The organism is Streptomyces sp. NPDC004542 (assembly GCF_040610035.1).
Lineage (GTDB): Bacteria > Actinomycetota > Actinomycetes > Streptomycetales > Streptomycetaceae > Streptomyces.
Genome location: NZ_JBEXLP010000048.1, coordinates 1 through 22,831 on the forward strand (window position 1 = coordinate 1; position 22,831 = coordinate 22,831).

The 22,831-nt window shown below is 71.7% G+C and carries 19 protein-coding genes, 3 tRNA genes and 2 pseudogenes; 15 read left to right on the top strand and 9 right to left on the bottom strand.

All coding sequences use genetic code 11. From position 1 onward, the window contains the following. From ABZX30_RS24170 to ABZX30_RS24190, 5 genes and pseudogenes are all read left to right on the top strand, one after another. A pseudogene (locus ABZX30_RS24170) lies at positions 1-836 on the top strand (DNA polymerase III subunit gamma and tau); the annotation flags it as partial. 73 nt (positions 837-909) lie between these two features. Next, a complete protein-coding gene (purD, locus tag ABZX30_RS24175) occupies positions 910-2,172 on the top strand; it encodes a phosphoribosylamine--glycine ligase (RefSeq protein WP_355936757.1) in 1,263 nt (420 codons plus the stop codon). A 285-nt stretch (positions 2,173-2,457) separates the two neighbouring features. Next, positions 2,458-4,254 carry a hypothetical protein gene (locus ABZX30_RS24180; protein WP_355936857.1) on the top strand — a complete coding sequence of 599 codons (1,797 nt, stop codon included), beginning with the start codon at positions 2,458-2,460 and terminating at the stop codon, positions 4,252-4,254. A 314-nt stretch (positions 4,255-4,568) separates the two neighbouring features. Next, positions 4,569-6,080 carry a N,N-dimethylformamidase beta subunit family domain-containing protein gene (locus ABZX30_RS24185; RefSeq protein ID WP_355936759.1) on the top strand — a complete coding sequence of 504 codons (1,512 nt, stop codon included), beginning with the start codon at positions 4,569-4,571 and terminating at the stop codon, positions 6,078-6,080. A gap of 145 nt (positions 6,081-6,225) precedes the next feature. Then, positions 6,226-7,125 carry a phosphoribosylaminoimidazolesuccinocarboxamide synthase gene (locus ABZX30_RS24190; protein WP_355936762.1) on the top strand — a complete coding sequence of 300 codons (900 nt, stop codon included), beginning with the start codon at positions 6,226-6,228 and terminating at the stop codon, positions 7,123-7,125. 74 nt (positions 7,126-7,199) lie between these two features. Here ABZX30_RS24190 and ABZX30_RS24195 read toward each other — a convergent pair. The 6 genes and pseudogenes from ABZX30_RS24195 to ABZX30_RS24220 form a co-directional block, all read right to left on the bottom strand. Continuing rightward, positions 7,200-7,272, bottom strand: a tRNA-Gly gene (locus ABZX30_RS24195). 23 nt (positions 7,273-7,295) lie between these two features. Then, positions 7,296-7,910 (bottom strand): response regulator transcription factor, encoded by a 615-nt coding sequence (locus ABZX30_RS24200; RefSeq protein WP_355936765.1) that lies wholly within the window; start codon positions 7,908-7,910, stop codon positions 7,296-7,298. Further along, a pseudogene (locus tag ABZX30_RS24205) lies at positions 7,907-8,476 on the bottom strand (histidine kinase); the annotation flags it as partial. The gene ABZX30_RS24200 and the pseudogene ABZX30_RS24205, both read right to left, overlap by 4 nt. 220 nt (positions 8,477-8,696) lie before the next feature. Next, positions 8,697-8,772, bottom strand: a tRNA-Gly gene (locus tag ABZX30_RS24210). 80 nt (positions 8,773-8,852) lie between these two features. Further along, positions 8,853-8,924, bottom strand: a tRNA-Gly gene (locus ABZX30_RS24215). Positions 8,925-9,061: 137 nt separating this feature from the next. Then, positions 9,062-9,379, bottom strand: a complete 318-nt coding sequence (locus ABZX30_RS24220; protein WP_355936768.1) for an Lsr2 family protein — start codon at positions 9,377-9,379, stop codon at positions 9,062-9,064. A gap of 342 nt (positions 9,380-9,721) precedes the next feature. On the opposite strand from ABZX30_RS24220, the gene purS reads away from it, so the two are divergent. The 8 genes from purS (at position 9,722) to purM (ending at position 17,892) form a co-directional block, all read left to right on the top strand. Next, entirely contained in the window at positions 9,722-9,985 is a 264-nt protein-coding gene (gene purS / locus ABZX30_RS24225; protein WP_015659417.1) for a phosphoribosylformylglycinamidine synthase subunit PurS, read from the top strand. Continuing rightward, on the top strand, positions 9,982-10,662 hold the full coding sequence (gene purQ, locus ABZX30_RS24230; RefSeq protein ID WP_355936771.1) for a phosphoribosylformylglycinamidine synthase subunit PurQ: 681 nt from the start codon (positions 9,982-9,984) through the stop codon (positions 10,660-10,662). Before purS ends, purQ begins: the two co-directional genes overlap by 4 nt. After that, complete coding sequence (gene purL, locus ABZX30_RS24235; protein WP_355936773.1) at positions 10,659-12,917, top strand: phosphoribosylformylglycinamidine synthase subunit PurL; 2,259 nt, start codon at positions 10,659-10,661, stop codon at positions 12,915-12,917. Before purQ ends, purL begins: the two co-directional genes overlap by 4 nt. A 225-nt stretch (positions 12,918-13,142) precedes the next feature. Further along, positions 13,143-13,655 (top strand): GNAT family N-acetyltransferase, encoded by a 513-nt coding sequence (locus ABZX30_RS24240; RefSeq protein WP_355936776.1) that lies wholly within the window; start codon positions 13,143-13,145, stop codon positions 13,653-13,655. 70 nt (positions 13,656-13,725) lie between these two features. After that, the gene (locus tag ABZX30_RS24245) at positions 13,726-14,532 is read left to right on the top strand and encodes a sterol carrier family protein (protein WP_355936779.1); all 807 of its coding nucleotides are present in this window, start codon (positions 13,726-13,728) and stop codon (positions 14,530-14,532) included. Between the two features lie 54 nt (positions 14,533-14,586). Further along, on the top strand, positions 14,587-15,045 hold the full coding sequence (locus ABZX30_RS24250) for an META domain-containing protein (protein ID WP_355936781.1): 459 nt from the start codon (positions 14,587-14,589) through the stop codon (positions 15,043-15,045). Positions 15,046-15,246: 201 nt separating this feature from the next. After that, positions 15,247-16,776, top strand: coding sequence for an amidophosphoribosyltransferase (gene purF, locus ABZX30_RS24255; protein ID WP_355936783.1), 1,530 nt, complete (start codon positions 15,247-15,249; stop codon positions 16,774-16,776). Positions 16,777-16,809: 33 nt separating this feature from the next. Next, positions 16,810-17,892, top strand: a complete 1,083-nt coding sequence (gene purM / locus ABZX30_RS24260) for a phosphoribosylformylglycinamidine cyclo-ligase (RefSeq protein ID WP_355936786.1) — start codon at positions 16,810-16,812, stop codon at positions 17,890-17,892. Positions 17,893-17,960: 68 nt separating this feature from the next. Here the strand turns inward: purM and ABZX30_RS24265 are convergent, their stop codons facing one another. Both ABZX30_RS24265 and ABZX30_RS24270 read right to left on the bottom strand, forming a co-directional pair. Beyond that, complete coding sequence (locus tag ABZX30_RS24265; protein WP_355936789.1) at positions 17,961-18,212, bottom strand: DUF3073 domain-containing protein; 252 nt, start codon at positions 18,210-18,212, stop codon at positions 17,961-17,963. 273 nt (positions 18,213-18,485) lie between these two features. After that, positions 18,486-19,586, bottom strand: a complete 1,101-nt coding sequence (locus tag ABZX30_RS24270) for a Glu/Leu/Phe/Val dehydrogenase dimerization domain-containing protein (protein ID WP_355936792.1) — start codon at positions 19,584-19,586, stop codon at positions 18,486-18,488. A gap of 258 nt (positions 19,587-19,844) precedes the next feature. On the opposite strand from ABZX30_RS24270, the gene ABZX30_RS24275 reads away from it, so the two are divergent. Continuing rightward, entirely contained in the window at positions 19,845-20,705 is an 861-nt protein-coding gene (locus tag ABZX30_RS24275) for a hypothetical protein (protein WP_355936795.1), read from the top strand. Between the two features lie 540 nt (positions 20,706-21,245). Continuing rightward, positions 21,246-21,452, top strand: a complete 207-nt coding sequence (bldC, locus tag ABZX30_RS24280; protein ID WP_003949541.1) for a developmental transcriptional regulator BldC — start codon at positions 21,246-21,248, stop codon at positions 21,450-21,452. 410 nt (positions 21,453-21,862) lie between these two features. Here the strand turns inward: bldC and ABZX30_RS24285 are convergent, their stop codons facing one another. Beyond that, a complete protein-coding gene (locus ABZX30_RS24285) occupies positions 21,863-22,054 on the bottom strand; it encodes a DUF6274 family protein (protein WP_355936798.1) in 192 nt (63 codons plus the stop codon). Positions 22,055-22,831: the final 777 nt, after the last annotated feature.

Below are 22,831 nucleotides of genomic sequence, written 5' to 3' on the forward strand. Positions count from 1 at the left end.
GCGGCCGGCGGCCCGGTGGCTGGCCCACGGCCGCCCCGGCCGGCGGCGGACAGCCGTCCACGTCCGCGGTTTCCCCGGCCCCGACGGCCCCGACGGCCCCGACGGCCCCGGCAGCCCCGGTGGCCGCACCACCCGCACCACCGGCATCACCCGTGCCCTCCGCTCCGGCCGCCTCCGCCCACCAGGCCCCCGCGGCCGCCGGCGGCCTCGACCCGCGCATGCTCTGGCCGAACATCCTGGAGGCGGTCAAGAACCGCCGTCGCTTCACCTGGATCCTGCTCAGCCAGAACGCCCACGTGGCCGGTTTCGACGGCACCACCCTGCAACTCGGCTTCGTCAACGCCGGTGCCCGCGACAACTTCGCCGGCAGCGGCAGCGAGGACGTGCTGAGGCAGGCGCTGGCCGAGCAGTTCAACGTGCAGTGGAAGATCGAGGCCCTCGTCGACCCCTCCGGCGGCTCGGCCCCCCCGTCGGCCGGCGGGGGCGGGAGCGGCGGCTTCGGTGGGCCCGGCCCCTCCGGGTACGGCGCCGGTGGTGGCGGTGGCTACGGCGGGCCCGGCCCCGCGACCGCCCCTGCGCAGCGCCCGTCCGCCCCCGCGACCGCCGGGTCGGGCCCGTCGGCGCCGCAGGCCGGGTCCTCGGGCCCCGGTGCCGCGGCACCCGCCCAGGCCCCCGCGCCCCGCGCGTCCGCCCCCGAGCCGCCGGCCCCGGTCGCCCCCGAGGACGACACCCCCGAGGACGACGACCCCGACCTCGACGAGTCGGCCCTCTCCGGCCACGAACTCATCGTGCGGGAGCTGGGGGCTACGGTGGTGGAGGAGTTCTCCAACGAGTAGCCGTTCGCTCGTAGGAACACACAAGGTCCCCGCCCCCCGGCTTTCATGAGGAACGCCAGCTAGGCTGGCCCCCGTGAAGGTCCTCGTCATCGGCAGCGGCGCCCGCGAACACGCCCTGTGCCGCTCCCTGTCCCTCGATCCCGACGTCACCGCGCTGTACTGCGCTCCCGGCAACGCCGGCATCGCCGAGGTCGCCGAGCTGCGCCAGGTCGACGCGCTCGACGGCAAGGCGGTGTCCGCGCTGGCCACCGAGCTGGACGCCGACCTGGTGGTGGTCGGCCCGGAGGCCCCGCTGGTCGCCGGGGTCGCCGACGCCGTGCGCGAGGCGGGTGTTCCGGTGTTCGGCCCCTCCCGGGAGGCCGCGCAGCTCGAGGGGTCCAAGGCCTTCGCCAAGGACGTCATGGCGGCGGCCGGCGTACCGACCGCCCGCTCGTACGTGTGCGCGAGCGCCGACGAGGTCGCCGAGGCCCTCGACGCCTTCGGCGCCCCGTACGTGGTCAAGGACGACGGGCTGGCCGCCGGCAAGGGTGTCGTGGTCACCTCCGACCTCGACGCCGCGAAGGCCCACGCGGCCGAGTGCGAGCGGGTGGTCATCGAGGAGTTCCTCGACGGCCCGGAGGTCTCGCTCTTCGCGGTCACCGACGGCGAGACGGTGGTCCCGCTGCAGCCCGCCCAGGACTTCAAGCGGGCGCTGGACGGCGACGAGGGCCCGAACACCGGCGGCATGGGCGCCTACTCCCCGCTGCCCTGGGCCGACCCGAAGCTGGTCGAGGAGGTGCTGCAGACCGTCCTGCAGCCGACCGTCGACGAGATGCGCCGCCGGGGCACACCGTTTTCCGGTCTTCTCTATGCCGGTCTCGCGATCACCGGCCGAGGCGTACGGGTCATCGAGTTCAACGCCCGCTTCGGCGACCCGGAGACCCAGGTCGTGCTGGCCCGGCTGAAGACCCCGCTGGCCGGTGTCCTGCTCGCCGCCGCGAACGGCACCCTGGCCGACCTCGCGCCGCTGCGCTGGAGCGACGACGCGGCGGTCACCGTGGTCGTGGCCTCGCACAACTACCCCGGCAGCCCGCGCACCGGCGACCCGATCACCGGCCTGGACGACGTGGCGGCCGTGGACGCCCCGCACGCCTACGTCCTGCACGCCGGCACCAGGCGCGACGGCGACACCGTCAGAAGCGCGGGCGGACGGGTGCTGTCCGTCACGGCCACCGGCAAGGACCTGACGGAGGCGCGCGACCGGGCGTACACCGCCGTCGCCCGGATCCGCCTCGACGGCTCCCAGCACCGTTCGGACATCGCTATGAAGGCGGCCGTGGAGGCGGCGGGCGCGTAGAAACGCCGGTCGTGAACCCCTTGTGGACACCCGGGCCCCGGATGCGAATCCGGGGCCTGACCTTTGCTGTGCGTCGTCCACCTCTGACCAAGGCCATTCCATCGAGTGACCGATACCCCATCCGGCTGACGGGGGCCCAGGCCCCAACTATGGTGCGGCGCAAGCTTTCCGGCACTTGGCCCACCGGCATTGCGATGTCAGTGACGGGTGCCACAGTGGGGGAGTGACCAACGCCAGGACAGCGCGAGGACAGCACGGAGGGGGTGAGGTCCGGTCGTGACCGGTATGGGTATGGAGGCGGGCGCGCAGGCCGCGCGTTCCCGGGCCCTCGCCGTGCTGCGGGTGCGCGGCCGGGCGCTGGCCGTCGCCGTCCTGCCCGCGGCGGCCGCCGTGATCCTGCTGGCGGGCGGTGCCGGCGGCCACCTCGTCGGCCGGGGCTGGGACGTCGCACGCTGGGCCGTGAGCGCGCTGGCGCTGGCGGTGCTGCTGGTTGCCGTCGGCATCGGCCTGGTCGTCGCCCGCGCCCGGCCCGCGGTGAGCCCCACGGTGCCGATCGCCGAGGACCGCGCGCCGGACCTGTACCGCATGGTGCGCGAACTCGCCGACCGCCTCGACGTGCCCGCGCCCTCCGCGATAGCGCTCACGCCGGACTGCGACAGCTGGCTGGAGGACCGTACGCACCCGGCCCACGGCCCGCCGCCGCACGAGTCCGGCGACGGGACAGCGGGGCCGGGGCGGAGCCGTCGCCGTACGTCCACCGCACCCGTTCTCGTCATCGGCTCCCCGTTCCTGTGGTGGATGCGGGTCGGTGAGCTACGGGCGGTGCTCGCCCCGGTCGTCGCCGGTACGGGGCCCTCCGCGCAGCCGGACATAGCGGCGGCCCGGCGTTTCGTGCGGGGGCTGGACGCGGCGGTGGCCGTGGCCTCGACGCCCGGTCGCTGCCCGCTGACCCGGGGGGTGTGCGCGGGCCTCCGCTGGGTGGCCCGGCTCCTGCTGAGCGGCTGCCGGGAGCACGCGGCCCTGATGGAGCGCGGAGTCGCGGCGGCGGCCGCGGAGCGTGCACAGGCTGTGGATTACGGGCTGCGGATCGTCGCGCAGGAGCAGGTGGGGCTGGCGTACGCGGGCTGGGACCGGCTGCTGACCCGGGTCGCCCTGCCCGCCTGGCGGATGGGCCGCTGGCCGTCCCGGCTGGACGCGGGCGTCGTCGCGGCGCTCACCGAGCTGTCCCGACGGGACCGGCTGGCCGAGGGCTTCGCCTCCCGGCTGGGCGAACGTCCCGCCTGTGATCTGCTCGAGGAGCCCGGCGCGGTGGACGAGGCCGCCTCCCTGCTCGCCGCCCGCCTCTTCCACGGCGGCCCCGCCGAGCCCGGCCCGGACTGGTCCCCGGTCGACTGGCAGGAGTATCCGGAAGAGGTCGTCGACCGCACCTGGCGCACGGACGCGGCCCGTCTCCACCGGGTCCTGGACTCCCTGGGCGTCCGCCCCGCCCCCGCCCCCACGGCGTCCTACGGCCCGACTCTGTCCCGGGTGCTGGACCACCTGTCGTCCCGGCCGGCCGCCGCCGCGCGGCCGGCCGGCGGGGGCGAGGGCGCGGGAGACCGTACGGGGGCGGACGGCCGGCACGGCGCGCACACCGAACCGGGCGCCACCGAGCCCCTGAACGAGCGCAGCGCCATGCTCGCCGCCAGGCTCGGCGCCGAGGTGGCCCGTGAGGAGGCCACCGGGCTTACCCCGGCGGCCCCGGCGGCCACGGCCGCCCCGGACACCGCGGGCCAGCACCCCGCCACGGCCCTCTGGGACGACGGCGCGCTCCCCCTGTTCCCGCTCCAGCCCCCGCGCACCGACCGCGACCTGCTCGCCGATCACGTCACCGCGATGGTGTGCTGCGCCGCGGTCGACACGGCCGGCGCGAGTCCGGGGATGGACTGGCTCGACGGCCCTTCGCTTCTCGTCAACGGCGAAAGAGCCGCCGACCTCTCCTCCCGCGTGCTCAGCCTGATCGAGGAAGGAGACCCGACGCCGCTTCGGGCCTGGCTGGTGGAGTCGGGCATACGCCCGGAGAAGCCCGTACGCCTCGTCTGACGGCCGCTTTACCGGAGCAGGCACTTCCAGTTCAGGTCAATTCGCAACGAATAGTGACCGTACGCGTGCTGAATGTGATGTGCTGGGAGACCGCGCACCCGGCAAGCGCGTACGACATACGACAGGCACACAGGCACACAGGCGCACCGGCCAGGCAGGCGCACAGGCGCACAGGCGCACCGGCCAGGCAGGCACACCGCACAGGCAGACGGGCCAGGCAGACCGGCACAGAGGCACCAGGCGCACAGACCGAGTCGCATCGACGCAAGCCGCACGACAGACGAGATCACGGGGGACGAGGGAGGGGAGCGGCCATGGCCTCGGACCACATCCGCCGCTGGGAGTCGGGAGCACTCGCGCACGCCGTCACGGACCCCTTCGGGCAGGGCCCGGTTCCTTGGCTGCGGGGCAGCGAGACGTACTTCGACGACACCGGACACGTCGTCCCCTGGTACGTGGACACCACCCAGCAGCACACACGGACGACCCGCGGCGGCCGGGACACCCCGCGCGTCCCGGCCCCCCGCACCTCCGGCGGCGGCCCGCGCTCCGCCGACGACGTGCACCGCCAGATCAAGGGCTTCACCTCCACCGGAGCGGTCGCGCCCGGCGAGGCCGTCGACTTCCACATCACCGTCGACCCGCCCCAGCAGTTCAGCGTGGACATCTACCGCATCGGCCACTACGGCGGCGACGGCGCGGCCAAGATCACCACCAGCCCCCGCCTCTCCGGGATCGTCCAGCCCGCGCCGCTGACCGCCGACCGCACGGTCTCCTGCCACCACTGGTGGCTCTCCTGGCGCCTGCAGATCCCGTCGTACTGGACGATCGGCGCCTACGTCGCGGTGCTCACCACGGCCGACGGCTACCGCTCCCACGTGCCCTTCACCGTCCGGGACGACCACCCGGCCGACCTGCTCCTGCTGCTGCCCGACATCACCTGGCAGGCCTACAACCTCTACCCGGAGGACGGCCACACCGGCGCCAGCCTCTACCACGCCTGGGACGAGAAGGGCCGTCTGCTGGGCGAGGCCGACGCGGCGACGACGGTCTCCTTCGACCGTCCCTACGCGGGCGCTGGCCTGCCCCTGCACGTCGGCCACGCCTACGACTTCATCCGCTGGGCCGAGCGCTACGGCTACGACATCGCCTACGCCGACGCCCGCGACCTGCACGCCGGCCGGGTCGACCCCACCCGCTACCGGGGGCTGGTCTTCCCCGGCCACGACGAGTACTGGTCGACGCAGATGCGCCGCACGGCGGAGCTGGCCCGGGAGAACGGCACCTCCCTCGTCTTCCTCTCCGCCAACACCATGTACTGGCAGGTCGAGCTCGGCCCGTCCCCCTCCGGCGTCCCCGACCGCCTGCTGACCTGCCGCAAACGCAAGGGTCCGGGCAGGCCCGTGCTCTGGCGCGAGATCGACCGCCCCGAGCAGCGGCTGGTCGGCATCCAGTACGCGGGCCGGGTCCCCGAGCCGCACCCCCTGGTCGTGCGCAACGCCTCGCACTGGCTGTGGGAGTCGACGGGCGCGCACGAGGGCGACGAGATCAAGGGCATGGTCGCCGGCGAGGCCGACCGCTACTTCCCGCGCACCCCGCTCCCCGAGCACGAGGAGCGCATCCTGCTCGCCCACTCCCCGTACACCGACAGCGAAGGCGTCCTGCGCCACCAGGAGACTTCCCTCTACCGCGCCCCCTCCGGCGCCCTGGTGTTCGCGGCCGGCACCTTCGCCTGGTCCCCGGCCCTGGACCGCCCCGGCCATACGGACCCCCGTATCCAGCGCGCCACGGCCAATCTGCTGGACCGTATCTGCAAACGCGACTGACCACCGGCGCGCGCGATCACCACCGACCCGCCGTCCTGGCCCCGTGTCCCCTACGGGACAATCGAGCCATAGGCCTGCCCGTCTCCCACCGCCGCCCTGTGGGAGCCCTGCGGGCGCCCCTCTTGTTCGACCACGGGGAGGAACCGTGTCCGGATTCGTCGAAAAGCCCGAACCGATCCAGGTTCCGGGTCTGGTGCACCTGCACACCGGCAAGGTGCGCGAGCTGTACCAGAACGAGGCGGGAGACCTCGTGATGGTCGCCAGCGACCGTATGTCCGCCTACGACTGGGTGCTGCCGACGGAGATCCCCGACAAGGGCCGTATCCTCACCCAGCTCTCCCTGTGGTGGTTCGACCAGCTGCGCGACCTGGCCCCGAACCACGTGATCAGCACCGCCCTGCCCGCCGGCGCCCCCGCCGACTGGCAGGGCCGCACCCTGGTCTGCAAGTCCCTGAAGATGGTCCCGGTCGAGTGCGTGGCCCGTGGCTACCTCACCGGCTCGGGCCTCGCCGAGTACCAGGAGTCCCGTACGGTCTGCGGCCTCGCCCTCCCCGAAGGTCTCGTCGACGGCTCCGAGCTGCCCGCCCCGATCTTCACCCCGGCCACCAAGGCCGAGGTGGGCGAGCACGACGAGAACGTCTCCTACGAGGAGGTCGCCCGCCAGGTCGGCGCCGACACCGCCGCCCGGCTGCGCCAGGCCACCCTCGCCGTCTACGGCCGGGGCCGGGACATCGCCCGCGACCGCGGGATCATCCTGGCCGACACCAAGTTCGAGTTCGGCTTCGACGGTGACACGCTCGTCCTCGCCGACGAGGTCCTCACCCCGGACTCCTCCCGCTTCTGGCCGGCCGACCAGTGGCAGCCGGGCCGCGCGCAGCCCTCGTACGACAAGCAGTTCGTCCGTGACTGGCTGACCTCCGCCGAGTCCGGCTGGGACCGGCGAAGCGAGCAGCCCCCGCCGCCGCTGCCGCAGCAGGTCGTGGAGGCGACCCGGGCGAAGTACGTCGAGGCGTACGAGCGTCTGACGGGCGTCAGCTGGTCGTAGGAAGCGCAGCCGCAGGAACGCGAAACCGCAGGAACGCGAAAGGCCCCCGGCGGAAACCGGGGGCCTTCGGGCGGAGCGGACGACGAGGCTCGAACTCGCGACCTCAACCTTGGCAAGGTTGCGCTCTACCAACTGAGCTACGTCCGCAGTGCGCCGTGGCGCGAGAGCAACTATACCCAACCTCGCTCCCGGGCGAGACGCACGGCCGTGTGCCGGTTCTCCGCCCCGAGCTTCGTCGTGGCCGAGGAGAGGTAGTTGCGCACGGTGCCCGGTGACAGCGCGGCCCGCTCGGCGATCTCCGCGACCGGCGCCCCGTCGGCGGCCGGCTCCAGCACCTCCGCCTCCCGCGCGGTCAGCGGCGAGTCCCCGGCGGAGATCGCGTCGGCGGCCAACTCCGGGCCGACGTAGCGGTTCCCGGCGTGCACGGTACGGATGATCTCCGCGAGCCGCTGCGCACTGACCGTCTTGGGCACGAAGCCCCGCACACCCGCCGCGAGGGCCCGTCTCAGATGTCCGGGCCGTCCGTGCCCGGTGACGATGAGCACCTGGCAGCCGGGCAGCCCGGCCCGCGGGGCTGTGGCGACCTTCACACCGTCGGCGCCCGGCATCCGCAGATCCAGGACCGCCACATCGGGTGCGTGGGCCCGTGCCATCGCCAGCGCCTCCGGACCGGTGGCCGCCTCCGCGACGACCAGGAGGTCGTCCTCCAGCGCGAGCAGCGCGGCCAGTGCGCCCCGGATCAGATGCTCGTCGTCGGCGAGCAACAGGCGTACCGGGGCACTCACGAGGCGACCCCGTTCACCGCCGCTCCCACGGCCACGGGGGCCAAGGGCACCTCGGCCACCCACCTGAACCCGTCCGCCCCCACGGGTCCCGCCTCGAGCGTCCCGTCCACCGCCGCCAGCCGTTCCCGCAGCCCGGCGAGCCCCGAGCCGCCCCTTCCGCCGGGGCCCGTGACCCCGTCGTTCTCGACCGTCAGCACCACGCAGCCTTCCTGTCTCCGCAGCCCCACCGCGCACCGCCCCGCGTCCCCGTGCCGCAGCACGTTCGTCGTCGCCTCCCGTACCACCCAGCCGAGCGCGGACTGCACGTCGGCGGGCAGCCCGGCGGCGTCCGCGGTGACCTGGCGGTCGATCCCGGCCGCCGTCAGCACGCCCTGGGCGCCGAGGAGTTCCGCGCCGGGATCGGCCTCCCGGTAGCCGCGTACGACCTCCCGCACCTCCCGCTGGGACTCCTGCGCGATGCGCTGTACCTCGATCATCTGTTCCACCGCCTCCGGCCGCCCGCGCCGGGCCGGTTGCACGGCGAGTTCGCTCTTCAGCGAGATGACGGACAGGTTCCGCCCCAGGACGCCCCCGTACACGCGCCGCAGGTCGGTGACCTCGATCACATGCTCGTGTTCGTCGTTGTCCATGTCCCCAGCGTCGCGGCGGCCCGGAGGCCACGGCAGTGCGCGGTGTCATGACCCGGGGCGACGAATGTCAGACGTGTGGGGCAACGGAAGACGTGTGGGGCAATGGAAGACGTGTGGGGCAACGGAAAAAGCCCCGGCCGTATGACCGGGGCTTCTCTGGAGCGGACGACGAGGCTCGAACTCGCGACCTCAACCTTGGCAAGGTTGCGCTCTACCAACTGAGCTACGTCCGCACTGCTCCCGACCGGCTCCCACCGGTTGGTGCGAGCACCAGCCTACCTGATCCACAAGCTGATCAGGACCGGCGGTGCAGAGCGGGTGACAGGAATTGCACACTGCGCCTTCCCCCTGGAAGGGGGATGTTCTACTACTGAACTACACCCGCACGTACTCCGTGGGCCGTGGCCTTTCGGCCTCGCCCCTCGGCGTGCTCCAGACATTAGCTGACCAGCAGGGGGGTTGCGCAAGTCGGCTGCTCCCAGGGCCCGCTGACGGACCCTGGGAGCTCACCCCTCGCGGGCGTCACTGTGCCGCGCTGAACGCCTCGTAGACCTTCTTGGGGATGCGGCCGCGCGCCGGTACGTCCATCTTGTTCGCCTGTGCCCAGGCGCGCACCGCCGCGGGGTCGGGGGCGACCTCCGTCTGGCGGTAGGCCTTGCCCGACTTCGACCGCTTGCGGCCGGCCGCCACGTACGGCTCGAGGGCCTTACGCAGTTTCTTGGCATTGGCTTGGTTCAGGTCGATCTCGTACGACTTGCCGTCCAGTCCGAAGGCGATCGTTTCCGCCGCTTCCGAGCCGTCGATGTCGTCAAAGAGAGTGACCACGACCTTCTGCGCCACGAATATCGGTCCCTTCGTGCGACACCTCGCCGGTCATGACGTGCCATGACGCCCCGGAGATGTCGACTGTCCGCCTGCTAATGGGCAAAGTATCGACTATTGCTAATTCATTTGTACAGTGCCCGGCATTGCGAAGTGAAGCCCGGCTAAATCCGTCCGCGTGTCCCGGCGCAATAGAGCCTGCGGACGGATCCCCGAACTTTCCCAGAACTTTTCGTTGCGACCGCCGTCCGACACCGGATCGTGATGGCCCTCACGTAGGTTCCTACAACTCTACCCGCGTAGAAATTTTGTGCGGGTAGTCTGAAGGAACCTGCTCAGCACCACACACCGGGAGTGCCAGTGGCACGCGTCGTAGTCGACGTCATGCTCAAGCCGGAGATCCTCGACCCCCAGGGCCAGGCGGTGCAGCGCGCACTGCCGCGACTGGGTTTCGAAGGCATCTCCGATGTACGTCAGGGAAAGCGATTCGAACTGGAAGTTGACGGGCCGGTCGACGAGGCCGCGCTCGCCCGCATTCACGATCTTGCCGAATCCTTCCTCGCCAACACCGTGATCGAGGACTTCACCGTCAAGGTGGAGGAAGTCGCGGAGGCCGCGAAGTGACCGCTCGTATTGGCGTCGTCACTTTCCCGGGCAGCCTCGACGACCGGGACACCCAGCGGGCGATCCGTCTCGCGGGTGCCGAACCGGTCGCCCTGTGGCACAAGGACAAGGACCTCAAGCAGGTCGACGCCGTGGTGCTGTGCGGGGGTTTCTCCTACGGCGACTATCTGCGCGCCGGCGCCATCGCGCGCTTCTCGCCGGTGATGGAGCCCGTCGTCGAGCAGGCGAAGGCCGGCCTGCCGGTCCTCGGCATCTGCAACGGCTTCCAGATCCTCACCGAGGCCCACCTGCTCCCGGGCGCGATGCTCGGCAACGACCACCTCCACTTCATCTGCCGTGACCAGAAGCTGCGGGTGGAGAACGCGGAGACCTCCTGGACCGGCGACTACCGCGCGGGCCAGGAGATCCACATCCCGCTGAAGAACATGGACGGCCGGTACGTCGCCGACGAGTACACGCTCGACCAGCTGGAGGCCGAGGGCCGGGTCGCGTTCCGGTACCTCGACCACAACCCGAACGGCTCGCTCCGCGACATCGCCGGCATCACCAACGAGGCCGGCAACGTCGTCGGCCTGATGCCGCACCCGGAGCACGCCGTCGAGCCCCTCATCGGGTCCGGCCGCACCGACGGCCTCCCCTTCTTCACCTCGATCCTCAAGAAGCTGGTCAACGCATGAGCCGGACGCCTCTGGACACGGTCGAGCACGCGGCCGCGACCCCCGACGTCGAGCTGCCCTGGGCCGAACTCGGCCTGAAGAAGGACGAGTACGAGCGGGTCGTGGAGATCCTCGGCCGCCGCCCGACCGGCGCCGAGCTGGCCATGTACTCGGTCATGTGGTCCGAGCACTGCTCCTACAAGTCCTCCAAGGTGCACCTGCGCCAGTTCGGCGAGAAGGCCCCCGAGTCCGACGCCCTCCTCGTCGGCATCGGTGAGAACGCCGGTGTCGTCGACGTCGGCCAGGGCTACGCGGTCACCTTCAAGGTCGAGTCGCACAACCACCCCTCCTACGTCGAGCCCTACCAGGGCGCGGCCACGGGCGTCGGCGGCATCGTGCGCGACATCATCGCGATGGGGGCGCGCCCGGTCGCCGTGGTCGACCCGCTGCGGTTCGGCGCGGCCGACCACCCCGACACCAAGCGTGTGCTGCCCGGCGTCGTCGCCGGCATCGGCGGCTACGGCAACTGCCTGGGCCTGCCCAACATCGGCGGCGAGGTCGTCTTCGACGCCTGCTACCAGGGCAACCCACTGGTCAACGCCGGTGCCATCGGTGTGATGCGGCACGAGGACATCCACCTCGCGAAGGCGTCCGGCGCCGGCAACAAGGTCATCCTGTACGGGGCCCGGACCGGCGGCGACGGCATCGGCGGCGCCTCGATCCTGGCCTCGGAGACCTTCGACGACGCCAAGCCGTCGAAGCGCCCGGCCGTGCAGGTCGGCGACCCCTTCCAGGAGAAGCTGCTCATCGAGTGCACCCTGGAGGCCTTCCAGGAGAAGCTGGTCGTCGGCATCCAGGACCTCGGCGCGGCCGGCCTGTCCTGCGCCACGTCCGAGCTCGCCTCCAACGGCTCCGGCGGTATGCGCGTGACGCTCGACGACGTGCCCCTGCGCGACTCCACGCTCTCGCCCGAGGAAATCCTCATGAGCGAGTCGCAGGAACGCATGTGCGCGGTCGTGGAGCCGGAGAAGGTCGCCCGGTTCCTGGAGATCTGCGACAAGTGGGACGTCATCGCCACCGTCATCGGTGAGGTGACCGACGGCGACCGCCTCGAGATCTACTGGCACGGCGGCAAGATCGTCGACGTCGACCCGCGCACGGTCGCGCACGAGGGCCCGGTCTACGAGCGCCCGTACGCCCGCCCGTCCTGGCAGGACGAGCTCCAGGCCGACGACGCGAACAAGCTGCCCCGGCCGGCGTCGGGCGAGGAGCTGAAGGACCAGGTCCTGAAGCTGGTCGGCTCCCCCAACCAGGCCTCCAAGAAGTGGATCACCTCGCAGTACGACCACTTCGTGCAGGGCAACACCGTCCTCGCCCAGCCCGAGGACTCCGGCATGATCCGCGTCGACGAGGCCACCGGCCTCGGCGTCGCCATCGCGACCGACGGCAACGGCCGGTACGCCAAGCTCGACCCGTACACCGGCGCCCAGCTGGCCCTCGCGGAGGCGTACCGCAACGTCGCCACCACCGGCGCGAAGCCGCTGGCGGTCTCCGACTGCCTGAACTTCGGCTCGCCCGAGGACCCGGCGGTCATGTGGCAGTTCGCGGAGGCGGTACGCGGCCTCGCGGACGGCTGCCTGCAGCTCGGCACCCCGGTGACCGGCGGCAACGTCTCGCTCTACAACCAGACGGGCGAGGCGGCCATCCACCCGACCCCGGTCGTCGCCGTCCTCGGTGTCATCGACGACGTCGCCCGCCGCACCCCGGTCGCCTTCCAGGAGGAGGGCCAGCTGCTGTACCTCCTCGGCGACACGCGGGAGGAGTTCGGCGGTTCGGCCTGGTCGCAGGTGATCCACGACCACCTCGGCGGCCTGCCCCCGAAGGTCGACCTGGAGCGCGAGCGGCTGCTCGCCGAGATCCTGATCTCCGCCTCGCGCGACGGCATGATCGACTCCGCGCACGACCTGTCCGACGGCGGTCTGGTCCAGGCGGTCGTGGAGTCGGCGCTCCTCGGCGGCAAGGGCGCCCGTCTGGTCGTCCCCGACGGTCTGGACGCCTTCACCTTCCTCTTCTCCGAGTCCGCGGGCCGCGCGATCGTCGCCGTGCCGCGCTCGGAGGAGGTCCGCTTCACCGACATGTGCGGCGCGCGAGGCCTGCCGGCCACCCGCGTCGGCGTCGTGGACGGGCACACGGTCGAGCTCCAGGGCGAGTTCGAGGTGACCCTGGAAGAGCTGCGCAGGACGCACGAGGAGACCATTCCGGCGCTGCTGGCGTAACCGGGGGTCTCCGCACGGCCCCGCCTGTCGCTGAGGACAGGCGGGGCCGTCGCACGTGCGCTCCTCCGGGGCTGCGCGTCCTCCGGCGGGGTGGCCGGCGGGTGCCACAAGACGCGGGTCGCAGGCTGCGGCGCCGTGCCGTGCCGGATCGGGGCGTCGTAGCGTACGGACGCGCGGCGTGACCGGACCCCGGTCGTCGCGATCACCACCGTCGAGGAGCCCGCCATGCTGTTGCGTGATGTCACCCCGGACGACGTCGACGCCTACCTTCGTATGCGCTGCGATCCCGTGCTGATGCGGGACCTCGGCGGGCCGTTGCCCAGCGAGGGCATGACGGACAAGGTGCGCAGGGACGCCGAGGCAGCGATGGCCGACACCGCCTGGATCAAGATGATCGTCCCTGATCCCGGCGCCCCCGAAAGCGTCGCGGGCCAGGTGTGCCTCTGGTCGCACGAGTCCGGCGAGGAGCCGATCGCGGAGATCGGCTGGATGGTCCTGCCCGAGTTCCAGGGCCGCGGCTTCGGCAAGCTCGCCACCCGTGCCCTCCTGGAACAGGCCCGCGACGAGGACCGGTGGGGAGACATCCACGCCTTCCCCGCGACGGGCAACGGGCCTTCGAACGGCATCTGCGGATCCCTCGGCTTCCGCCTGCTCGGCGAGACCGAGGTCGACTTCGCCGGCCGGGTCATCCGCAGCAACCACTGGGTGATCACCCCGGGCTCCGACCTCACCTCCTGACACCTCCGCCCGTAGCGGCCGGGCGGAAAGGGCCTGAGCGGACACGGCGCGAAGCCGTAGGCTCGCCGGCATGCCCACGGCCAAGAAGCGCACCCGGACGTACGACCCCGCCAGGACCCGCACGGCGGTCCTCGGCCAGCTCGCCCATGTGCAGGGGGCCGTGCGCGGGCTCACGTCCGAGCAGCTCGCGCTGCCCACCCGGCTCGGCGACTGGACCGTACGGGAGCTGGTCGCGCACATGGGGATGGCGCTCACGGCCATCGAGCGCTCCCTCGTCCTGCCGGAGCCGGCGCGGCAGGACGCCGTCCGCGCCGCCCTCGTCGAATGGCCGTTCGCGACCTCCGCCCACTCCGCGGCCATCGACGAGTTCACCCGGCGGCTCGCCGAGCAGCACCCCGACCTCGACGCCTACCTCGACCGCATCGCGCGCGACCTCGTCGAGCAGCTCGACACCCACCCCGGCACCCGGCTGCTGCAGACCAACGCGGGCGTCCTGCCGCTCGCCGACTACCTCGTCACCCGCGCCGTGGAACTCGTCGTCCACACCGACGACCTGAACGCCGCCGTGCCCGGCCTCGAGGTGCCGTACGACCGGCAGGCCCTCGCCGCCACCACCCGGCTCCTCGCCGACGCGCTCGCCGTGAAGGCGCCCGGCGGCTCCACCGAGGTGCGCGTCCCCCCGTACGCCGTCGTGCAGTGCGTCGAAGGGCCCCGGCACACCCGCGGCACCCCGCCCAACGTCGTCGAGACCGACCCGCTGACCTGGATCCGGCTCGCCACCGGCCGGCTGGCCTGGACGGACGCCCTCGCTCAGACCAAGGTCAGCGCGAGCGGCGAACGGGCGGACCTCGGGGGCCTGCTGCCGCTGATGTCCTGACCCGCCGGGACCGCGCGCCCGGAACCGGACGGGCGCGAAACCCGTCGAATCGCCATGAACCGGATCAGGAAGCGGCGCATCACCCGGACCGCGGCCGCCGCCCTCGTCCCCCTCGCGGTGGCCTGCGGCGGCGAGCGGGCGGGCAGCGGCTCGGTGGCGGTCCGGCAACCGGTCACCGGCGTCGACTGGCGCGTCGACAGCGTCACCGCCGACGGCGCCCTCCACCGTGCCCCGGCCTCCGCCCGCCTCCGCATCGACGAGGGCGGCAGGGCGGCCGGCAACCTCGGCTGCAACCAGTTCAGCGCGCGGGCCACCGTCCGCGGCGACCGGATCACCTTCGGTGACCTCCGCACCACCCGGATGGCCTGCGACCGCCCCCGCATGACCTTCGAGCGCACCCTCGCCCGGGCACTCGCCGGCCAGACCCTCACCGTCAGGACCGACGACGGGAAGCTCACCGCCACCAACGGTCACGGCGACCGCGTGCACCTCACCCGCAGCGCACCCGAATGATGTGCGACACCTCACTCATCCACGGGTACGAGGGCCCCGCGACGGCCCCCGACCGCGCGCACGGCCGCCGAGCCGCTCCCCGAGGCGCCACTCTGACCAGGGGAAACGTAGAAAGCCCCAAGGTGATCGACATCGCCTGCCCGGTAACGGGCACGTATCGTCAATTCGGACCAGTGGTCGACCTCGCCTACACTCGGGAGCGTGCCACGTGGTGACGGTCGACTCAATCACGATCTGCTCCCCGGTGAGAAGGGCCCCCAGGACGCTTGTGGCGTCTTCGGTGTCTGGGCTCCGGGTGAAGAGGTCGCAAAGCTCACGTACTTCGGGCTCTACGCCCTCCAGCACCGGGGTCAGGAATCCGCGGGAATCGCGGTCAGCAATGGCTCCCAGATCCTCGTCTTCAAGGACATGGGCCTGGTCTCCCAGGTCTTCGACGAGACCTCGCTCGGTTCGCTCCAGGGTCACATCGCGGTCGGACACGCCCGCTACTCGACCACGGGCGCCTCCGTGTGGGAGAACGCCCAGCCGACGTTCCGGGCCACCGCGCAGGGCTCCATCGCGCTCGGCCACAACGGCAACCTGGTCAACACGGCGCAGCTCGCCGAGATGGTCGCCGAACTGCCGAAGGAACCCGGCGGCCGTTCCCCCCGGGTCGCGGCGACCAACGACACCGACCTGCTCACCGCGCTCCTCGCGGCCCAGGTCGACGACGACGGCAAGCCGCTGACCATCGAGGAAGCCGCCCACACGGTCCTGCCGAAGGTCCGTGGCGCTTTCTCCCTCGTCTTCATGGACGAGCACACCCTCTACGCCGGCCGCGACCCGCAGGGCATCCGCCCGCTGGTCCTCGGCCGCCTGGAGCGCGGCTGGGTGGTCGCCTCCGAGTCCGCCGCCCTCGACATCTGCGGCGCGAGCTTCGTCCGGGAGATCGAGCCGGGCGAGTTCGTCGCCATCGACGAGAACGGCCTGCGCACCTCCCGGTTCGCGGAAGCGAAGCCCAAGGGCTGCGTCTTCGAGTACGTGTACCTGGCCCGCCCGGACACCGACATCGCAGGGCGGAACGTCTACCTCTCGCGCGTCGAGATGGGCCGCAGGCTGGCGAAGGAAGCCCCCGTCGAGGCCGACCTGGTCATAGCGACCCCGGAGTCCGGCACCCCGGCCGCCATCGGCTACGCGGAGGCCAGCGGCATCCCCTTCGGCGCGGGCCTGGTGAAGAACGCCTACGTCGGCCGGACCTTCATCCAGCCCTCGCAGACCATCCGCCAGCTCGGCATCCGACTGAAGCTGAACCCGCTGAAGGAAGTCATCAAGGGCAAGCGCCTGGTCGTCGTCGACGACTCCATCGTGCGCGGCAACACCCAGCGCGCCCTGGTCCGCATGCTGCGCGAGGCGGGCGCCGCCGAGGTCCACATCCGGATCTCCTCGCCGCCGGTGAAGTGGCCCTGCTTCTTCGGCATCGACTTCGCCACCCGGGCCGAGCTCATCGCCAACGGCATGACCATCGACGAGATCGGCACCTCGCTGGGCGCCGACTCGCTGGCGTACATCTCCATCGACGGCATGATCGAGGCGACCACCATCGCCAAGCCGGACCTGTGCCGCGCCTGTTTCGACGGCGAGTACCCGATGGAGCTCCCGGACCCCGAGCTGCTCGGCAAGCAGCTGCTGGAGACCGAGCTCGCGGCCGGTCCGGCGGCCACGGCCGCCGCCGACGCGATCCGTCGCCCGTAAGCCCCGTCGTACGACACGAAAGTTCTCAAGGTCATGTCTTCCGAGACCAGTAATGCCGTGGGCGGCGCCAGCTACGCGAGCGCGGGCGTCGACATCGAGGCGGGCGACCGCGCGGTGGAGCTCATGAAGGAGTGGGTCAAGAAGACCCGGCGCCCCGAGGTCCTCGGCGGCATCGGCGGCTTCGCCGGGCTCTTCGACGCCTCCGCCCTCAAGCGCTACGAGCGCCCGCTGCTCGCCTCCGCCACGGACGGCGTGGGCACCAAGGTCGACATCGCCCGGCAGCTGGGCGTGTACGACACCATCGGCCACGACCTGGTCGCCATGGTCATGGACGACATCGTCGTGTGCGGTGCCGAGCCGCTGTTCATGACCGACTACATCTGCGTCGGCAAGGTCCACCCCGAGCGGGTCGCCGCCATCGTCAAGGGCATCGCGGAGGGCTGCGTGCTGGCAGGCTGCGCCCTGGTGGGCGGCGAGACGGCCGAACACCCGGGTCTGCTGGGCGAGGACGACTTCGACGTGGCCGGCGCCGGTACGGGCGTCGTGGAGGCCGACCGGCTGCTCGGCGCGGACCGCATCCGCGAGGGCGACACCGTGATCGCCATGGCGTCCTCCGGGCTTCACTCGAACGGGTACTCCCTGGTCCGCCATGTGCTGCTGAAGACCGCGGGCCTGTCGCTCGACTCGCGGATCGAGGAGCTCGGCCGCACCCTGGGCGAGGAGCTGCTGGAGCCGACGAAGATCTACTCGCTGGACTGCCTGGCGCTCACCCGGACCACCGACGTGCACGCCTTCAGCCACGTCACCGGCGGCGGCCTGGCCGCCAACCTGGCCCGGGTGATCCCGGACACCCTGCACGCCACCGTCGACCGCTCCACCTGGACGCCCGGCCCGGTCTTCGACCTCGTCGCCAGGACCGGCGGCGTCGAGCGGCTGGAGCTGGAGAAGACCCTCAACATGGGCGTCGGCATGATCGCGATCGTCCCCGAGGAGTCGACGGACGCCGCCCTCGCGACGCTGGCCGACCGCGGGGTCGACGCCTGGGTGGCGGGCGAGATCACGGCCCGGGGCGAGCACACCACCGGTGCCGAACTGGTCGGCGACCACCAGCGCTGAGACCTGCGGGCAGCACAGAACCCGGTCGGTGACCGAAGTCACCGACCGGGTGAGTGCTCAGTGCAAGGTCAAGCGCCGCGACGGTGTTGCGAGGACTGGTCGTCCTCATCCTCGTCGTCGTCCTCATAGAGGTCGGCGTAACGAGAGTACAGATCGTCGTCGTCCTGCTCATCGTCCTCGAAACGGTCGCCGTTCGGCGACTGGTTCGACGTCGATGCGCCCAGCTCCTCGGCCAGGCGTGACAGGTCCGTCCCGCCGCTGTTGTACTTCAGCTGGCGGGCGACCTTCGTCTGCTTGGCCTTGGCCCGGCCGCGCCCCATGGCTCGACCCCCTCAACGACGGGGCTCGACGGCCCCAGAGTCTGACACGCGTTCATGATCTGGAACGGACTCTCCGCGGAGAGGCCGGTCCGTAGGGCTTCCACGGTACCTGAGCCCGCGCCCATACGGTACGTCGCCCGCAGCACGCGCGTGTGCCCAGGACCTTCGAGGCGCCCCGTCCTCGCTGGTCAGTGGCGATTTTAACCACTTATCCGGGGGCGACCCGCCGACGGAAGTGAGAGTTGTCTCCAAGTTGCCGCCGACGGGTACCGCTCAGCTGTGCGAAGCCCTGCCCTCGGCCATCCGCGACTCGGCGATCCGGTCGGCCGCGGCGGCCGGCGGAATGCCGTCTTCCTTCGCACGTGCGAATATGGCCAGCGTGGTGTCGAAGATCTTCGCCGCCTTCGCCCTGCACCGGTCGAAGTCGAACCCGTGCAGCTCGTCGGCCACCTGGATGACCCCGCCGGCGTTCACCACGTAGTCCGGCGCGTAGAGGATCCCGCGGTCGGCGAGGTCCTTCTCCACGCCCGGGTGGGCCAGCTGGTTGTTGGCGGCGCCGCACACCACCCGGGCGGTCAGCGCCGGCACGGAGTCTTCGTTCAGCGCGCCGCCGAGCGCGCAGGGGGCGTAGATGTCCAGGCCCTCCACGCGGATCAGCGCCTCCGTGTCCGCGACGGCCGTGACGCCCTCGGCGTGCTGGTCGAGGACGCGCCGCACGGCCTCCGCGCGCACGTCCGTGATCACGACCTCGGCGCCCTCCTCCCGCAGGTGCCGCACCAGGTGGTGCCCGACCTTGCCGACGCCCGCGACGCCGACCCGGCGGTCGCGCAGCGAGGGGTCGCCCCACAGGTGCTGGGCGGAGGCCCGCATGCCCTGGTAGACGCCGAAGGCGGTGAGCACGGAGGAGTCGCCGGCCCCGCCGTTCTCCGGGGAGCGGCCCGTCGTCCAGCGGCACTCGCGCGCCACGACGTCCATGTCGGCGACGTACGTGCCGACGTCACACGCGGTGACGTACCGCCCGCCGAGCGAGGCCACGAACCGCCCGTAGGCGAGCAGCAGCTCCTCGCTCTTGTGGTGCTCGGGGTCCCCGATGATCACCGCCTTGCCGCCGCCGTGGCCGAGACCGGCCATGGCGTTCTTGTACGACATGCCGCGCGCGAGGTTGAGGGCGTCGGCGACGGCCTCCGCCTCGGTCGCGTACGGGTAGAAGCGCGTACCGCCGAGCGCGGGGCCCAGGGCGGTGGAGTGGATGGCGATGACGGCCTTGAGTCCGCTGGCGCGGTCCTGGCAGAGCACGACTTGCTCATGACCGCCCTGGTCCGAGTGGAACAGGGTGTGCAGTACATCAGCAGGTGCGCCGGTCACGTCGGTCACTGTGGTGACTCCTGGAAAGTAGCGGCGGTGGTTCTCGGGCCAGCTCCCGTGCGGGTGGCGGGTGCTGTGGCATGAGCGTAGAGCCTGTGCCCGCGCGCCATCCGCGCAGTGTTAAGGATCACTCTCCGGGGCCTTCCGCGCACGTATCGGCGTGGCACGATTTGCAGTGTTCTCCCGTCCGCGTCGAGCCCGGCTCGTGCGGATCCCGTGCCCGTCCCGCGAGGGTTTCGAGCCGAATCCGATGGGGAGGGAGCAGGCGTGTCCAAGGTGTCCTCGGTGATCGTGCCCTACGCCACGTACCTGCGTGTGTACGAGCCGCTGGCCGCCTTTCCCGAGCCGGAACGCGACCACTGGGCGCGGTACGCCCGGCGCCCCGACCGTCCCTCCTGCCAGGACGAGCTGCGCCGCTCCCTGGCCGACCTGCTGCCCACCCCGCCGATCCCGGTGCCGGTGCAGGAGAGCGGCGACGCCTTCGTCCTGGACGTCGACGGCGTGGTCTGCGTCTGCCCCTGGCGGACCCGGCTGCGCGGCTGGCAGGCTCTCGTCGGCCTCACCGAGGAGCTGCCGCCGCCCGTCCTGGACGCGGCGCTGCCCCCGGTCGTGCGCCAGCAGGCCAGCCGGGACTACGAGCGCTGGCTCGCCCGCAACCCCGACGCCCGTCCCTGGATCCGCACCGCGACCTGGCAGGTGCCGCTCAACTGGTTCGTGCTGGTCTCCGACGAGGAGCGGGAGTACGCCAAGGGCACCGGCGACCCCGGGGCGGCCGGCGCGGAGCCGCCCGTGCTGCGTTACCGCACGCCCATGGTCCAGGCCCGGCGGCGGGTGGCGCGCGGGCTGCGCGCGCTCAAGGACGCCATCGAGGAGGGGCCGCTGATCGACGGCCTGGTGGACGTGGGCCGCTGGCTGGAGGAGTTTCACCCGCGCTCGCTGGTGGAGCTGGACTACGGCGGTCTCGTCCACGTGCTGCCGGCCGGCGAGCTCGAGGACGACCACTCGGCAGCCGACGTGGCCGAGGGCATCGACGCGCTGCGCCGCGGGGACGGGGCCGCCGCCGGGGAGGCCTACGGGCGGCTGGTGGAGCGCTGGCGGTCGGTGCGGGACAGGCGTTCCGCGAACTGACGAGCCGTAAGTGACGTACGTCACGGCCGATACGACGTCGAACAGCGTACGGTAACGCCACCTTGGTGACCTGACGGGATGTTGGTCCCGATCCGGTCTTTTGCTCCAAAGGTGTCACAAGGGTGATGGACCGCACGTACACCGCCCTTGCGCCACTTGCCCCCCCTCATGCCAAAATAGGACAAGGGGCCCGGGGAGGGCTCCTTCCGTCCACTTGCGCTTGATTGTGGGGGGATTCTCAGCATTGCACGCTTTGGGGGGTCTGATGACTCCTGATCGCCACTGTGACTGATCGTCACAGTGGCGTGACTGTCCGCTATGGCATGGTCCATCGGCTTCCGTCGCTGATGAACACCTGGGAGGGCAATTCCATCGGTTTGGCCGACGCGGCTGGACAGATGGTGTAGTTGTAGTGCCGAGGACAAGCCGTTCGTCCTATAACCGACTCGACTCGCGTCCGCCATTTCGGGCAACGCGGGTCAAGGTGCAGAATTTAGAGGAAAGAACCGAGAAGGTTCGGTTCTCCCGAGGAGGCCGCTCATGACCGCTCGCACCCCTGATGCCGAGCCGCTGCTGACCCCGGCTGAGGTCGCCACGATGTTCCGCGTCGACCCCAAGACGGTCACGCGGTGGGCGAAGGCCGGCAAGCTCACATCGATCCGCACGCTCGGCGGGCACCGCCGCTACCGCGAGGCCGAGGTCCGCGCACTGCTCGCGGGCATCCCGCAGCAGCGCAGCGAGGCCTGAACAACTGAATAACCGGGTGATGCGGCGGGTCCCCCACCTGCCGAAGCGCCCGAAACCCAAGCTCCAAGCGACGCGGGACCTGCCCCAACAGGCCCCTTTCCCAAGCCGGACAGAACGTTCTGGGCAAGCTTCACCGGGTGCGTCGTGGATCGCGCTGGACTCCGCCGGGTCCAGCGCGATCTTTTTTGTGCGCCGGACCGGGAGTGTGTGGCGTTCCGGTGAGCGGGCTTGTCGGAGTCTGGGGGGTGGTGTCGGATCCGCTGGGCTCGGCTCTTCGGACTGGTGCAATTGCACATATAAAATTGACCAGTTGTAGGACGCGGGTAAGCACCTCGGTCGCCGAAACTCATGCGGTGACACCCGTCACACGGTGGCGTGCTTGTTGCCGCCGGCGTACGTGCGCTGGACGGTCAGGCTCTGGACGGGCTCTCCTCCTCGACGGCCTCCTCCGGGGCCCGCGCGCCGGGCGGGGCGGAGGCCAGCGCGAGGCGCAGCAAGTGGTGGCAGATCGGGCAGTGGCGGGTGAGGTGCCGGTAGGACGAGGCGGCCGACAGATGGGCCCTGAGCAGCGCCCGCGTCTCGTGCCTGGCCGATGCCGCCATACGCCACCTCCGGGGCCGCTCGGGGAAAACCCGGCCCTGTTTTCTGGGTACCGGCGGAATGTGACGCCGTCAAGACCGCCGCGTGGCTCCGCCGGTTCCACGGGACCCGTGGGCGGCGAGTGCCGACCGGTGAGGGTGGGCTCCGCCGGTTGCTCCGGTGCTTCGTGGGCGGGCGGGCGCCGGCCGGTGGGGGTGGGCTCCGCCGGTGTCTTCGGGGCGGACCGGAGCCGGCCGGTGGGGGCGTTGGCGCGGGGCGTGAGGCGGGGTGCCGGTGCGGGGTGTTGGCGCGCCGCAATCGTGGGGCTGCCGCCCCCGGACCTCCGTCGGGCGGATGAGACGGGCCGACGGCGAGAGGCGCGGGCGTGGGGAGGCTTGCCTGTGTTTGATTGCGGCTCCGCCGCGGGCGCGGCCTTCGCTGGCGGGGTGCGGGCCTGGTTGTGGTCCTGGCGGGGGTTGCTGGGTTCCGCTGTGGGGGCGGGTACGCAGAAGGCCCGCTTCCTTTGCGGGATGCGGGTCTGGTTGCGGTCCTGACGGGATTTGCTGTGTTTGATTGCGGCTCCGCCGCGGGCGCGGCCTTCGCTGGCGGGGTGCGGGCCTGGTTGTGGTCCTGGCGGGGGTTGCTGGGTTCCGCTGTGGGGGCGGGTACGCAGAAGGCCCGCTTCCCTTGCTGGGTGCGGGTCTCGTTGCGGTCCTGACGGGATTTGCTGTGTTTGATTGCGGCTCCGCCGCGGGCGCGGCCTTCGCTGGCGGGGTGCGGGCCTGGTTGTGGTCCTGGCG

Bases quoted from the DNA above. Each gene is read 5' to 3' on its own strand.
- purL (WP_355936773.1), top strand. From the start codon at position 10,659: ATGAGCCGGACGCCTCTGGACACGGTCGAGCACGCGGCCGCGACCCCC.
- ABZX30_RS24240 (WP_355936776.1), top strand. From the start codon at position 13,143: ATGCTGTTGCGTGATGTCACCCCGGACGACGTCGACGCCTACCTTCGT.
- purM (WP_355936786.1), top strand. From the start codon at position 16,810: ATGTCTTCCGAGACCAGTAATGCCGTGGGCGGCGCCAGCTACGCGAGC.
- ABZX30_RS24285 (WP_355936798.1), bottom strand. From the start codon at position 22,054: ATGGCGGCATCGGCCAGGCACGAGACGCGGGCGCTGCTCAGGGCCCAT.
- ABZX30_RS24180 (WP_355936857.1), top strand. From the start codon at position 2,458: ATGGGTATGGAGGCGGGCGCGCAGGCCGCGCGTTCCCGGGCCCTCGCC.
- bldC (WP_003949541.1), top strand. From the start codon at position 21,246: ATGACCGCTCGCACCCCTGATGCCGAGCCGCTGCTGACCCCGGCTGAG.
- ABZX30_RS24265 (WP_355936789.1), bottom strand. From the start codon at position 18,212: ATGGGGCGCGGCCGGGCCAAGGCCAAGCAGACGAAGGTCGCCCGCCAG.
- ABZX30_RS24185 (WP_355936759.1), top strand. From the start codon at position 4,569: ATGGCCTCGGACCACATCCGCCGCTGGGAGTCGGGAGCACTCGCGCAC.
- ABZX30_RS24245 (WP_355936779.1), top strand. From the start codon at position 13,726: ATGCCCACGGCCAAGAAGCGCACCCGGACGTACGACCCCGCCAGGACC.
- ABZX30_RS24250 (WP_355936781.1), top strand. From the start codon at position 14,587: ATGAACCGGATCAGGAAGCGGCGCATCACCCGGACCGCGGCCGCCGCC.